The 13,365-nt window shown below is 63.7% G+C and carries 9 protein-coding genes; 6 read left to right on the top strand and 3 right to left on the bottom strand.

The window, feature by feature from the left end; all coding sequences use genetic code 11:
* Positions 1 to 5 precede the first annotated feature (5 nt).
* Positions 6 to 2,747 (bottom strand): hypothetical protein, encoded by a 2,742-nt coding sequence (locus FJ957_RS17730; protein ID WP_140833473.1) that lies wholly within the window; start codon positions 2,745 to 2,747, stop codon positions 6 to 8.
* A gap of 230 nt (positions 2,748 to 2,977) precedes the next feature.
* Between FJ957_RS17730 and FJ957_RS17725 the strand changes: the two genes are divergently transcribed.
* Positions 2,978 to 3,805: a sulfotransferase gene (locus FJ957_RS17725; RefSeq protein ID WP_140833471.1), complete on the top strand. Its 828-nt coding sequence runs from the start codon at positions 2,978 to 2,980 to the stop codon at positions 3,803 to 3,805.
* A 119-nt stretch (positions 3,806 to 3,924) separates the two neighbouring features.
* Entirely contained in the window at positions 3,925 to 6,477 is a 2,553-nt protein-coding gene (locus tag FJ957_RS17720; RefSeq protein ID WP_140833469.1) for a glycosyltransferase, read from the top strand.
* A 9-nt stretch (positions 6,478 to 6,486) separates the two neighbouring features.
* Here FJ957_RS17720 and FJ957_RS17715 read toward each other — a convergent pair whose 3' ends face one another.
* A complete protein-coding gene (locus FJ957_RS17715; RefSeq protein ID WP_140833464.1) occupies positions 6,487 to 7,395 on the bottom strand; it encodes a hydrogen peroxide-inducible genes activator in 909 nt (302 codons plus the stop codon).
* Between the two features lie 175 nt (positions 7,396 to 7,570).
* Between FJ957_RS17715 and katG the strand changes: the two genes are divergently transcribed.
* A complete protein-coding gene (gene katG, locus FJ957_RS17710; RefSeq protein ID WP_140833462.1) occupies positions 7,571 to 9,784 on the top strand; it encodes a catalase/peroxidase HPI in 2,214 nt (737 codons plus the stop codon).
* A gap of 68 nt (positions 9,785 to 9,852) precedes the next feature.
* On the opposite strand, the gene FJ957_RS17705 is transcribed toward katG, so the two are convergent.
* The gene (locus FJ957_RS17705; RefSeq protein ID WP_040997556.1) at positions 9,853 to 10,530 is read right to left on the bottom strand and encodes an MIP family channel protein; all 678 of its coding nucleotides are present in this window, start codon (positions 10,528 to 10,530) and stop codon (positions 9,853 to 9,855) included.
* 326 nt (positions 10,531 to 10,856) lie between these two features.
* Between FJ957_RS17705 and FJ957_RS17700 the strand changes: the two genes are divergently transcribed.
* From FJ957_RS17700 to FJ957_RS17690, 3 genes are all read left to right on the top strand, one after another.
* Positions 10,857 to 12,146 (top strand): RsmB/NOP family class I SAM-dependent RNA methyltransferase, encoded by a 1,290-nt coding sequence (locus FJ957_RS17700; RefSeq protein ID WP_140833460.1) that lies wholly within the window; start codon positions 10,857 to 10,859, stop codon positions 12,144 to 12,146.
* 94 nt (positions 12,147 to 12,240) lie between these two features.
* Positions 12,241 to 12,702 (top strand): PaaI family thioesterase, encoded by a 462-nt coding sequence (locus FJ957_RS17695; protein WP_140833457.1) that lies wholly within the window; start codon positions 12,241 to 12,243, stop codon positions 12,700 to 12,702.
* 3 nt (positions 12,703 to 12,705) lie between these two features.
* Positions 12,706 to 13,344, top strand: coding sequence for a 5'-methylthioadenosine/S-adenosylhomocysteine nucleosidase (locus FJ957_RS17690; RefSeq protein WP_140833455.1), 639 nt, complete (start codon positions 12,706 to 12,708; stop codon positions 13,342 to 13,344).
* The last annotated feature ends 21 nt before the right edge of the window (positions 13,345 to 13,365 follow it).

The raw sequence follows: 13,365 nt of genomic DNA, 5'->3' as shown, positions 1-13,365 counted from the left end.
CGGCGTCATATGCCCCCACATTTCTGCTCTGACTCGCCGGAGCGGCACGAAAGCGCCGTTTGCATCGATTGGCTCGCGACGTAAAGCCTTAGCCAGAGTGCATATCCGAGTTCCTGTGACCAGTAGAATCGCCGCACCGAAGCACTGAGGTCGTTGTGATAGAAAAGCGGTGGCGCTCGATTGAGCAAGGAAAAATTCTCCGCGGCGATTTTGCTCAGAAGATCGATCGCCTCCAGCCGGGTCTCCTTTGTTGGAGCGCCATTTTCCATTTGACGCACGAGCTCAACCATCCTAGCCCAGACATCCTGACCGGAAACGCTGGCCTGCAGCCGCGCCGGCGATATCTTCAGCGCGCAGCCGGCCTTCTTCAGGTCCGGCAGCCGCAGGGCGAGAAGAAGCGGCGCCTTGGCGTAATAGACCCATACATCGTCATCATCCGCCTTGCGTGCCATCGCCTCACATAGCGCCTTTGCCGTGCCGGGGTTCTGTTCGGCAAGCAGCATGTAGACATGCATCTGGATGCCGAGATCGGCGGGGTTCGGGTCCTTGCCCGGGTCGAGGCACTGATAGCTGTCGCGCGGCGCGAGCCAGGTCCGGTAGAGGCCGTCCGGCCTTTTATATTGATCGAGCGTGGCGAGCGCCGTCGACAGCAGCTCCCTCCGTGGGCCAGGAGCCGTCCTCCAGACGAGGGCGGTGTCGTCCGCATCCGGGGTGATGGCGCAGCCAAGCGTGCCGATGGCCGGTGCATCGGGGCGGCCATGATAGCGGACGAGGCCGTTCGTCTCGATCTGGCTGGTCAAGTAACCGCGTACCAGCGTCGTCGTACCTTCAAGCCCGGTCTGTTGCGCGACTGGGCCTAGCACATCGAGCATCACCGCATTCAGATAGGTGTTCAGTTCGGCATGCGACTTGTCGAATGCTGTGCCGGCGGTGAAGGACGTCAGCCAGTAGCCGGGCGCTTGCAGGCGTGAAACCAGGCCCTGCACGGCTCGCGGAAAGGCTTCCGCCAAAGCCTGATTCGGCGCCAGAAAAAATTTGCGTTCCATGAGAAGACGATGCGGGCCGCCAGCCTGGCCACGAACAAGCGCGGTCACCACATGCTCACCGGGCTTCATTTGATCGGCCGGGAAAGCGATTCGCCAGCCGGCCGGGCTCGATGCCCGCAATGTTTGGACGACATCGCTGCGTTCGAAGAACTGGCCTGTTCCGGCCATGATTTGGCCGTCGACCGACACGGCGACGTCTGTGGGGGTTTTCCTGTCGGCGAGTGCCCAGCCCAGGACCTCGACCTGGCGCATGGCCGCACCTGTCGGACTATCCGGCGGCGTGGCTTCGACAACATTGATTTCGTCGACACTGCCGTATAACTCGGTGAAGAGATCCATGGGCGCTGGCGGATGTCTCAGCTCGGCGATGAAGGCCGCATTGCCGATCTCCCATGCCGGCCGCGTCCGGTCTGGCGCCTTTGCGGCGACCAGAACCTTGTCGGACTCGCCCGTATACCAGAATGCGCCGATCGCCTGGATGCCGATCGCCAGGCCGCAGGCCAGCGCGAATGCGGCGCGGCCTTTTGCCGACAGCGTCGCCAGCACCGGCGGCAGCATCCATATCAGCATCGGAACGATTTCGGTCAGCCATCGCGGCCCCCAGGACGCGCCCTGCCGCCAGTCGATGAAACCATAGAGGGTCACCTGCACGGTCACGGCAGTGGCCATCAGGATGGCGAGGCCGCCCATCTTCGGCTCGCGCAGAACCGGGATCAGGAACAGGGGCACGAACAGCAGGAACGGCGAGAAGACGAAAAGGCCGCGCATCGGGCTGAACAACAGGCCGGCGATGCCTTCGATCATGCTGTCGCTGTAGCTCAGGCTTCGATCGATCAAGGCATAGGCGCCTGCGATGTTGCCGACAAGCTCCAGATTGTAGGCGACGATCAGCGCCACCGGGATCAAACCCGTTATGACGAACAACGGCGCTTTGCGCCCTGCCCACCACAGGCCGTAAAGTCCGAGGCCGGCCGCCAGAATAGCGTCAGGCTGGCGGTTGACGGCTATGAGCGCGCAACAGAAGCCGGCTGCGGCGGCGCGAAGCGGACTCACCGGTCCAGTGATCAAGAGCATCGTCGCGACGATGAGGAGTTGGCCAAGCCCGTGCATCCAGAGCGCCTGGCTGCTGATCACCCAGGTCGTCGTGCCGAAGGCGTAGAGCAGGGTGAGGAGCGCCGCGGTTTTGGCGTCGCAGCGCCGCCGCAGCACCAGGTAGAAGAACGCGACCGATGCGGCCGCGAGCAAGGACGCACAGAGCTTCTCCATGATCCTGGCGATCCTGTCGAGCAACAGGGGGTTCCAGTTCCTTGCTTCCAGGTAGCTGACTGCCGGCAAATAGAGCGGCGCGATCATCACGGGAACCGCGACCGGATATTGCGAGACCAGGTGACCATCGCGCCCTTTCAACATCCAATATGCATTGGTGCCTTTGCCTTGAACCGTGGGTATCTCGCGGCCTTGCGCGACCGTGTCGACGATGGGGTCAAGAAGTACGCTATGATTGCGCCAGATCGAGAACGGCAAGTACCGCGCGCCATATGTGTCGCCTGCCGGAATAGACCGCATATTGGCGTTGAAGACGACGAAGGCCACCAGCCCGAGCAGGACGGCGATGGCGAAATCCCTGAGCGTGCTGCGCCGGGCCGACTCAGTCGATTGTTTCTGCCCTAGCGTACGGGCCGAATATGCTTCGGTTGGCAATGACCCTGATCCCCAGGCACCTGGCAGCCCTATATCGGCGCGGCTCCTATGCTTCAACAGCTGTTTCCGCGCATTAACAAAAGACTGCACGCCGCACCCATCTTGCAGCCCTCGGTCTCGGAATGAGGTTTGCCTGCGCCCTCACCCCACCGCGGCTTCCAAGAACAAACTGTTCAAACAGACATTATGCATCTTGAAGTCTGATTGCGACGCCGTGCAGTGGAGAGGTCATGGGCGACCAAAGCACTTCTGCGGCAGGTTTGCGAACGAACGGCATGGACGATGCCCGGCGGGTGAATCTGTTTGGCGTCGGGGCGCCACGCACGGCTACCAGCAGCCTGGCCGCTATGTTGGCCAAGACGCGGCAGGTTTTTGTACCGGAGGAAAAAGAGGTCAACGGCTTCGGCATCACGCCGGAACTAACCGAGGAACTTTACGATCTGCATTTCGCCGACGCCCGCGCGCGACATCGATACATCGCCGACATCTCACCGATTTACTTCTCGAATGAACGGGTGCCTGCGCGCATCAAGTCGTACAATCCGGACGCCAGGATCATCGTCACACTGCGCGAGCCTTTGTCGCGCATCGTTTCGCAATATTCTCACATGCGGCGGCAAACGATCGACGACGCTTTATTGGCTCCCGACCTTCAGCTTGACATGAACGGATACATCCGCAAGGGCCTTTCCGATCTGCAGGCCGGCGCGTTCAAGCCAAATTCCTGGTATTCGGCCGCGCTGAACATCACCCACTCCTTCTACGGGCGCAATCTCGAGCGGTTCCACGATTGCTTTGCTAGGGAGCAGATCTTGGTCCTGCTCTATGAGGATCTGCTGCAGCCGCGCAGGTTCTGGCAGCGAGGCCGATGGCATAAGGACCTGCGGTCGTTCCTCGGTGTCAAGGTGAGCGAACGAGCGTGGGAAAACCGGGCGACGGATGAACGGCTGACGGTTGCGCAAGACCTCGTCGCAGAACTGAAAAGTCTTTTTGCCCCGGAGATCAGGACCGCGGCGGAGTTCGTCGGCCGCGACCTGCCGGCTGTTTGGGGATATTGAAACCGGACGGACGCTGCCGCAAAGCCACAGCCGGCTTGCGTTCGGCCGGTCGATATGGTCTCACGTCCCGGTTCAAGTGTGGACCGCAAGTCGAAGGCAGTCCGGGACCTGGAGTTGATGTGGCACGGACCGCGTTTTTCACGATCTCGTCCTGGAACTACCTCCACTATGCGCGTGCGCTTGCCGCCTCGCTCGCGGCATACCATCCGGACACTGCACGCATAATTGCCATCGCCGATACAAGGCGCGACTGCCTGAGCGGCGGGGATTTCCCGGAGTTCGATGCTTGCGTCTTCTTCGACGATCTCGATCTGCCGGATCGCCGCGCCTTTAGCTTCCGCTACGACGTCATGGAACTGAACACGGCGATTAAGCCGACTGTGTTTCGCCGCTTGTTTGCCGAAGGATATGACCGTGTCGTCTATCTCGACCCCGACATCATCGCATACCGCCGCTTCGACGAGATATTCGATGCCTTGGACCAGGGAGCATCGGCGGTTCTCACTCCGCACGCGCTGGCGCCGAACCTCAACCCCGACAGCCCGAACGACCTGACATTCATGCGGGCGGGCGTCTACAATCTGGGGTTCATGGCCCTGGCCAAGACGCCAGAGACGCTTCAACTGCTGAAGTGGTGGGCGACGCGACTGCGCACCGAATGCGTCACCAGCCGGCTCGCGGACGGCCTTTTCGTCGACCAGAAGTTCGTCGACCTATGGCCGGCCTACGGCCCTGGAACGCATATCCTGCGCAACCCGGCCTACAACGTCGCCTATTGGAACCTCGACACCCGCACGATCGAGCGGCATGGCGATGTCTACAAGGTCAACGGCGTGCCGCTTGCCTTTTTCCATTTCAGCGGCGTGGTTCCCCGCGACCGATCAATCCTGTCAAAGCACCAGCGACGATGGAAGCCTGGCAGCACGCCCGAACTGCAAAGCCTTGTCGACGACTACCATGCCCGTCTCGAAGAATTCGGCCTGGAGCGTTTCGCATCGATCCCATACGGCTTCGGAACCTTCGCCGACGGGACTGGCATTCCGAACGCCGCCCGGCGGCTTTTTCGCGAACGGCTGGAACCGTTTTCCGGCGATCCTTTCGTGGATTTGCCCGCCGGTCTCAATCGCCCGGCGGACCTCATTCCCAATCCCGGTGGCGCGATCACGCGGTTTATGTACGCATTCTGGGAGACGCGGCCGGACGTGCAGGCCTATTTTGATTTGCGTGGCAGCGACTCGCAACTGAGCTATGCTGAATGGTTTGTCAGGGAAGGGGCGGCGGACGCCCGAGTTCCCGCGGCGTTCGTGCAAGGCGTGGCAAAACAGCTCTCCAACCTTGGCGCCCAGGACAGGCTCACCGCAAGGAATTCGCGGCTCCGCACGGGCTTGGCGCGGCACGGCTATCGCCTGATGATGAAGCTTCAGCCCAGGATTAGATGGCTCTACCGGCGGATCCCGCCGGCCGCCCGCAAGCGCTTCCTCGACGCCTTGTTCCGGCGCGCCTGGCCCGCTGCCTTCGGCGGCGGATCGGTACCGCTCGGGCAGGGCGTTTCGCTGATCGGCTACCCGTTCGCGGAGATGGGCATGGGCGAGGCCATGCGGTCGTTGGCCCGCTCGATCGAGAACGCCGGCGTCAGCTATGAGGTCGTGAACTTCGACGAGCAGGTACGTTCCTCGCAGAAGGATCGGACGCTCGAAAACAGGCTGACGGATACGCCATCGAAATCGGTCAATGTCTTTTGCGTCAACGCCGACATGCTGATGTCGACCGTGCGCGGCGTCGGCACCGGCGCGCTCCACAACCGCTACAACGTTATCCGCCCTTTCTGGGAACTGCCGCGCATCCATCCGCGATGGATCGAGGGCCTCAAACAGGTCGACGAAATCTGGGCGCCTACGAGCTTTGTCGCGGACGCATTCATCTCAGGCATCGACCGCGAGGTGATCCATATACCGGTCTCGGTTTCGGTGCCGTCCGACGTGCGGCCGGACAGAGGCCATTTTCGCATACCGAATGACGCCACCGCGTTTCTGTTCGCCTTCGACTTCTCATCCTACCCCGCCCGCAAGAACCCCGGAGCGGTGCTTGAGGCTTATTTGCGGGCGTTCGCGGCCGACCGGAAGCGCAATGTCTCGCTCGTCATCAAGACAATGGGGCAAAGCGCCGAGAAGGACGATATCCTGGCCGCCATTCGCCGCTTGGCGCAGGGCGACGGCAGGATCGTGCTGATCGACAAGGTGCTGACGCGCGCCGCAATGCACTGCCTGACCGCCTCCTGCGACGTCTTCGTCTCTTTGCACCGCTCAGAGGGTTTTGGCCTCGGAATCGCCGAAGCGATGGCCTTCGGCAAAGCGGTGGTAGCCACGGACTTTTCGGGTAGCAGGGATTTTGTCAGCGACAAGACCGGCTTTCCCGTTCCGTTCCGATTGATCGACGTCGAACCGGATCAGTACCCCTATTTCGTAAGCGGTCAGCAATGGGCCGATCCGGATCTCGACGAGGCCGCGCGCATTATGGCCTCGCTCGCCGACAATCGCGACAAGGCGATCGCCGTCGGGGCCAAGGGAAAATTATTCATGGAGACTTTCCACAGCCCGCAGGCTGTCGGCAAGATCATCGACACCAGGCTAAGGCAGATCTACGGTCACCGCAACGCGCTGATGGGCCGGTGAGAGAAGGACTCACACCCCCAGCACCGCCCGATCCAGCCCGCGTATGATCCTCGCCAGTTCCACGCACTCGTCCTGGCGCACCTTGTTCTTGCGCCAGGCCATGCAGATCATGCGCTGCGGCATCGGCTCCTGGAACGGCACGACCCTCAGATCCGGCATGACGCCGGCGGCACTTGCCGCCATTTCCGGCACCAGCGTGACGCCGAGCCCATGCGCCACCATCTGCAAGAGCGTCGTCAGGCTGGTCGCGCCATAGCTTGCCATCGCCACCGGCCGCACATTTCCGCAGACGGCCAGGGCCTGCTCGCGCAGGCAGTGGCCTTCCTCCAGAAGCATCAGCCGCTCCAGCGCCGGGCTCTCGGGCGGCACCGGCGGCGAGGCGAAGGCCGGATCGCCGGCGGGAACGGCGAGGAAGAAGCGGTCGGGAAACAGTTCTTCGGTGACGATTTTCGGCTGATCGAGCGGCAAGGCCGCGATGAAGGCGTCGAGCCGGCCGGACGTCGCGTCCTCGACCAGCGACGCGGTCACCGCTTCGCGCAGCTCGAGTTGGAGGGAAGGGTAGTGCTTTCTCAACTCCGGCAGCACATGCGGCAGGAGGTAGGGCGCGACCGTCGGGATGATGCCCAGCCGGAAGCGTCCCTCCATGGCAAGGCGGCCGCGCCGGGCAGTCGTCTCGACGTCACGTATGTCGGCCAGAATGCGCTCGATACGCGGCTGCAAGGCAAGCGCCTCGTCGGTCATGCGCACCGTCTTGCCGCCGCGCTCGAACAACAGGCAGTTCAGCCGCTCTTCCATCTCGGCGATCTGCGCGGAAAGCGCCGGTTGGCTGACGCCGGCAAGCTTCGCGGCGCGGCCGAAATGCAGCGTTTGCGCCAGCGCGTCGAAATATTGCATCTGCCGGACAGTGAGGCCAATCATAAGAAAATCCTATCAAATGAAACAGGAAAGGCAATTTGTCTTTATCGGCTGGCCGGCCTAGTCTGGAATCATTCCAGGTTGGCGCGGCCAGCGGCCGCCCCCGAGAATTTCGGGAAAAATCAACCTCGGCAAAATTCAACCTCGGCAAAAAACCTCGGCAGAATCGGAGACTAAGATGGACGCCAAAACCGACGACAACAGCGCTGGCAAATGCCCCGTGGCGCATGGATCCGCCGGCCGGACCAACCGTGACTGGTGGCCGAACCAGCTCGACCTTGCTGTCCTGCACCAGCAGTCGAACCTGTCGGACCCGATGGGCGAAGATTTCGACTACGCCAAGGAGTTCGCGAGCCTCGACCTCGATGCGGTGGTCGCAGACCTCCACAAGGTCATGACGGATTCGCAGGACTGGTGGCCGGCGGACTTCGGCCATTACGGGCCGCTCTTCATCCGCATGGCATGGCACAGCGCCGGCACCTATCGCATCGGCGACGGCCGCGGCGGCGCCGGTGCCGGCCAGCAGCGCTTCGCGCCGCTGAACAGCTGGCCGGACAACGCCAATCTCGACAAGGCGCGCCGGCTGCTGTGGCCGGTCAAGCAGAAATACGGCCGCAAGATATCCTGGGCCGACCTTCTGATCCTCACCGGCAACGTCGCGCTGGAATCGATGGGCTTCAAGACCTTCGGCTTCGCCGGCGGCCGCGCCGATGTGTGGGAGCCGGAGCAAGACGTCGATTGGGGCTCCGAAACCAAATGGCTTGGCGACGAGCGCTATTCGGGCGACCGCGAGCTTCGCGGCCATCTCGGCGCCGTGCAGATGGGCCTCATCTACGTCAATCCGGAAGGCCCGAACGGCAAGCCGGACCCGATCGCCGCGGCGCGCGACATCCGCGAGACCTTCGCCCGCATGGCCATGAACGACGAGGAAACCGTGGCGTTGATCGCCGGCGGCCACACCTTCGGCAAGACGCACGGCGCCGGTGACGCCTCGCTGGTGGGCGCCGAGCCGGAAGGCGCGGGCATCGAGGCGCAGGGCCTCGGCTGGTCGAGCAAATATGCCTCCGGCATCGCCGGCGACGCCATCACCTCGGGCCTCGAAGTCATCTGGACGACGACGCCGACCAAATGGAGCAACAACTTCTTCGACAATCTGTTCAATTACGAATGGGAGCTGACGAAGAGCCCGGCCGGCGCCCACCAATGGACGCCGAAGGGTGGCGCCGGCGCCGGTACCGTTCCGGACGCGCACAACCCCTCCAGGCGTCACGCGCCGGCGATGCTCACCACCGACCTCGCGCTGCGCTTCGACCCGGCCTACGAGAAGATCTCACGCCGTTTCCACCAGCATCCGGAACAGTTTGCCGATGCCTTCGCCCGCGCCTGGTTCAAGCTCACCCACCGCGATATGGGCCCGGTCGTGCGCTATCTCGGCCCACTCGTGCCGAAGGAAGAGCTGATCTGGCAGGATCCGATCCCGGCCATCGACCACGAGCTGGTCAGCGAGGCCGACATTGCCTCGCTCAAGGCCAAGATCCCGGCCTCCGGCCTGTCGGTTTCCGAGCTGGTCTCGACCGCCTGGGCCTCGGCCTCGACCTTCCGCGGCTCGGACAAGCGCGGCGGCGCCAATGGCGGCCGTATCCGGCTTGAGCCCCAGAAGGATTGGGAGGTCAACGAGCCGGCCAAGCTCGCCAAGGTGCTCGGCAAGCTGGAAGCCATCCAGAAGGAGTTCAACGCAGCCCAGACCGGCGGCAAGAAGGTCTCGCTCGCCGACCTCATCGTGCTCGGCGGCGTCGCCGCTATCGAGAAGGCGGCGAAGGACGGCGGCACCGAGGTGACAGTGCCCTTCACGCCGGGCCGCATGGACGCTTCGCAGGAGCAGACTGACGTCGCCTCCTTCGCGGCATTGGAGCCGACCGTCGATGGCTTCCGCAACTACAGCAGAGGCAGGTTGCCGATGTCGGTGGAAGCGATGCTGGTCGACCGCGCCCAACTGTTGACGCTGACGGCGCCCGAACTGACCGTACTGGTCGGCGGCCTGCGCGTGCTCGGCGCCAATGTCGGCGGCTCCAAGCACGGCGTCTTCACCGACAGGCCGGGCACGCTGACCAATGACTTCTTCGTCAACCTGCTCTCGATGGCGACCGTCTGGGATCCGGCGGCCGGCTCAGAGCCGGGCTCGGACGAGGTCTACGAAGCGCGCGACCGCAAGACCAAGCAAGTGAAGTGGACCGGCACCCGTGCCGACCTGATCTTCGGCTCGCACGCGCAACTGCGCGCGCTTTCCGAGGTCTACGGCTCGGCCGACGCCAAGGCGAAGTTCGTCAAGGATTTCGTCAAGGCCTGGACCAAGGTGATGAACGCCGACCGCTTCGACATCGCCACGAAGTAAGATCGTATCCTCCCAACGAAAAAGGCGCGGGTCATGCCCGCGCCTTTTTTTGCATTTATCCAGAACTATCAGTCTTTTTCGAAGATGCCGGCCTTGGCGACGACGCCGGCGATCGCCCCGCCGATCAGCGGCGCGACGATGAACAGCCAAAGCTGGCTGAGCGCGGCACCTCCCGAAAACAGCGCCGGGCCGATCGAGCGCGCCGGATTGACCGAGGTGCCGGTCACCGGGATCATGGCGAAGTGGATCCCTGCCAGCGTCAGGCCGATGACCAGGCCGGCAAAGGCCGTGGTGTGCTTGGCGTTGGTGACGCCGAGGATCACGGTGACGAAGGTGAAGGTGCCGATCAGCTCCCACAGGAAGGCCGAACTCATGCCCCATTTCGTCTCGTCCCAGCCATTGGCGCCGAAGCCGCCGGTGTGGCCGCCGGCCTGGCCGGAAACGATGATCCACAGCGCCAGCGAGGCGATGATGGCGCCGATGATCTGCGCGATCCAGTAGGGGACGACGTCCTTGGCCGGCATCCGCCCCGCCAGGAACACGCCGAGCGTCACCGCCGGATTGAGATGCGCGCCCGAGATCGGGCCGATCGCATAGGCCGCGGCGATCAGGCCGATGCCGAACGCCAGGCCGATGCCTTCCTGTCCGAGCGGCAGCGCGCCGCCGAAACCGCCCGTGACCACGGAAGCCGTACCGATGAACACCAACAAGAACGTGCCGAGAACTTCTGCCAGATAAGTCTTCATTGCCCTCTCCTCATAGGACCCGTCAAAGCGCGTTTCCCGCACCGCGAATCACTGCCGGAAGAGTATTCCCGCGGACAACACTTGGAAAGCCGAGAGGTTAAGCCAAGGAGCTTGCTTGTACCGCCAGTCAAAGACATTGGAGACCTTTCATATTCTGGCGTATTGTTCATGTTTTCCGGCGCCGCCCCGTTTTGAAAACCGTTCGGCGAAATCGCCCGGTTTGAAACGTGGTTTCACAGCCAACGCGAACAGAACTCTTTCAATCCGGGCCTGAAACGCTTTAAGAGCGGACTGGAGCCAATTTTGTGGTGTAAACGGAAAACGGAATGCGACTGGGCGGAAGGCTGGCAGCGGCCATAGAGGTTCTGGAAGACGTCGACCGGCGCCACCGGCCGGTGGCCGATGCCTTGCGCGATTGGGGCTTGTCGCATCGCTTCGCCGGCGGCGGCGATCGCGCGGCGATCGGCAACATCGTCTATGACGCGCTGCGCCGCAAGCGCTCCGCCGGCTGGCTGTTCGGCGAGGACATGCCGCGTGCCATCGGCTTTGGCGCGCTTCTGTTGGAGTGGGGGCAGACGGCGCAGTCGCTCAACGATGCACTGGACGGCGACAAATTCGCGCCGCCGCTGCTCAGCGCGTCCGAATTGAAGGCGGCGGCCGGGCGCCGGCTCGCCGACGCGCCCGACGTGGTGCGCGCCGATATCCCGGACTGGTGCGCGCCGCTGCTCGAGCAAGCCTATGGCGACGCCTGGGTCGAGGAAGGCGCCGCTCTGGCGCAACGCCCGCCGCTGGACCTGAGGGTCAACACGCTCCTGGCCGATCGCGCCAAGGTGGTGGCCGAGCTTGAGGGTACAGGTGCCGCGCCCGCGGCGATCGCGCCGCACGGCATCCGTATTCCGCCGATCGACGGCGACGGCCGGCACCCGAACGTGCAGGCCGAGCCGGCCTTCCAGAAAGGCTGGTTCGAAGTGCAGGACGAGGGTTCGCAACTTGCCGCGGCACTTGCCGGCGCCGCGCCCGGCATGCAGGTGCTCGACTATTGCGCCGGCGCCGGCGGCAAGACGCTGGCGCTGTCGGCCGAGATGGACAATCGGGGCCAGCTCTTCGCCCATGACGCGGAAAAGGTGCGCTTGGCGCCGATCTTCGAGCGCATCCGCCGCTCGCACAACCGCAACGTCCAGGTCGTCAGCAAGCCCGCGGAGCTTGCGCCCCTCACCAAACACATGGATATCGTGCTGATCGACGCGCCCTGCACCGGCAGCGGCACCTGGCGGCGACGGCCCGACGCCAAATGGCGATTGACGGAAAGGCAGCTCGATGCCCGCAAGGGAGAGCAGCAGGCGATCCTCGACACGGCGCAAGCCTTCGTCAAGCCGGGCGGCTTGCTGGTCTACATCACCTGTTCGGTGTTCGATGCCGAGAACGGCGAGCAGGTCGCGGCCTTCCGCGAGCGCCATGAGGGCTTCGCGCCGGTCGATCATCGTCAGCTCTGGGATGGCCGCTTCCCTGGCCATGAAGGGGCCGCGCGTATCGCCGAAGACGGCGGCATCTCGCTGTCCCCGGCGCTGAGCGGCACTGACGGGTTCTATTTCCACGCCTTGCGCCGGACTGCCTGAGGATGTCCGCCCTTTGCTGCGCTGCAACATAAAAGATTGCCTGTCTTGCCTGGCTCTGCAATAAGCTTCGCCAGCAAATATGAGGCGAAGCGCCATGGCAGCAGCCAAGATCGTACCCGCTCCCGACTTCGAGGAACGCGTCAGGGCGTCCTTTGCCCGGCAGGAGGCAATGGCCACGATCGGCGCCGAGCTGACCTTGGTGACGCCCGGCATCATCGAGATCGAGATGCCTTATTCCGCCTCGCTTACCCAGCAGCATGGCTTCCTGCATGCCGGCGTCATTTCGACCGCGCTGGATTCGGCCTGCGGCTATGCCGCATTTTCACTGATGCCGCAGAATTCCAGCGTGCTGACCATCGAGTTCAAGGTGAATCTCCTGGCGCCGGGCAGGGGCGAGCGGTTCCTGTTCCGCGGTTCCGTGACCAAACCCGGCCGCACCATCATCGTCGCCGACGGCCAAGCCTATGCCTTCGCCGGCGACGGCGAGGCCAAGCTGATCGCCACCATGACCGGCACGATGATGACGGTGGTCGGCCGCGACGGAATAGAAGGCTAATCCATGGCGGGTGCAGTTCAGATTGCCGGCAAGGCGGTTCTCTTCGTCATGGCGGTCGAGGCCGAATACGGCCCGCACCTGAAAAACCTGTTCACGCCGCTGATGACCGGCGTCGGCCCGGTCGAGGCCGGTGTCAGGCTGGGCGCCGAGCTGGCGGCGTTGAAGGCCGAGGGAGCGCTTCCGGACCTGGTCGTTTCGCTGGGCTCGGCCGGCAGCCGCAAGCTGGAACAGGCCGAGATCTACCAGGTCGTGTCGGTGAGCTATCGCGACATGGACGCTTCGCCGCTCGGCTTCGAGAAGGGCGCGACGCCTTTCCTCGACCTACCGGTGACGGTGCCGCTGCCTTTCGTCATCCCGGGGGTCAAGGCCGCCTCGCTCTCGACCGGCGGCGCGATCATTTCCGGCGCCGCCTATGATGCCATCGATGCGGACATGGTCGACATGGAGACCTTCGCCTGCTTGCGCGCCTGCCAACTGTTCGGCGTGCCGCTAGTCGGCCTGCGCGGCATTTCCGACGGCGCGGCCGATCTCAGGCACGTCAACGACTGGACGGAATATCTGCACGTGATCGACGAGAAGCTGGCCGCTGCCATCGACTTGCTGGAGCAGGCGGTCGTCTCCGGCGCGATCCGGCTGGGATAGGCCAAAAAGGACGGAAAGCCG

The sequence above is a fragment of the Mesorhizobium sp. B2-4-6 genome (assembly GCF_006442775.1).
In the GTDB taxonomy this organism is placed as follows: Bacteria; Pseudomonadota; Alphaproteobacteria; order Rhizobiales; family Rhizobiaceae; genus Mesorhizobium.
The sequence above is the reverse complement of the archived record's forward strand: the minus strand, read 5'-3'. Positions and strand labels throughout refer to the sequence as shown.

Bases quoted from the DNA above. Each gene is read 5' to 3' on its own strand.
- FJ957_RS17725 (WP_140833471.1), top strand. From the start codon at position 2,978: ATGGGCGACCAAAGCACTTCTGCGGCAGGTTTGCGAACGAACGGCATG.
- FJ957_RS17715 (WP_140833464.1), bottom strand. From the start codon at position 7,395: ATGATTGGCCTCACTGTCCGGCAGATGCAATATTTCGACGCGCTGGCG.
- katG (WP_140833462.1), top strand. From the start codon at position 7,571: ATGGACGCCAAAACCGACGACAACAGCGCTGGCAAATGCCCCGTGGCG.
- FJ957_RS17705 (WP_040997556.1), bottom strand. From the start codon at position 10,530: ATGAAGACTTATCTGGCAGAAGTTCTCGGCACGTTCTTGTTGGTGTTC.
- FJ957_RS17700 (WP_140833460.1), top strand. From the start codon at position 10,857: ATGCGACTGGGCGGAAGGCTGGCAGCGGCCATAGAGGTTCTGGAAGAC.
- FJ957_RS17695 (WP_140833457.1), top strand. From the start codon at position 12,241: ATGGCAGCAGCCAAGATCGTACCCGCTCCCGACTTCGAGGAACGCGTC.
- FJ957_RS17690 (WP_140833455.1), top strand. From the start codon at position 12,706: ATGGCGGGTGCAGTTCAGATTGCCGGCAAGGCGGTTCTCTTCGTCATG.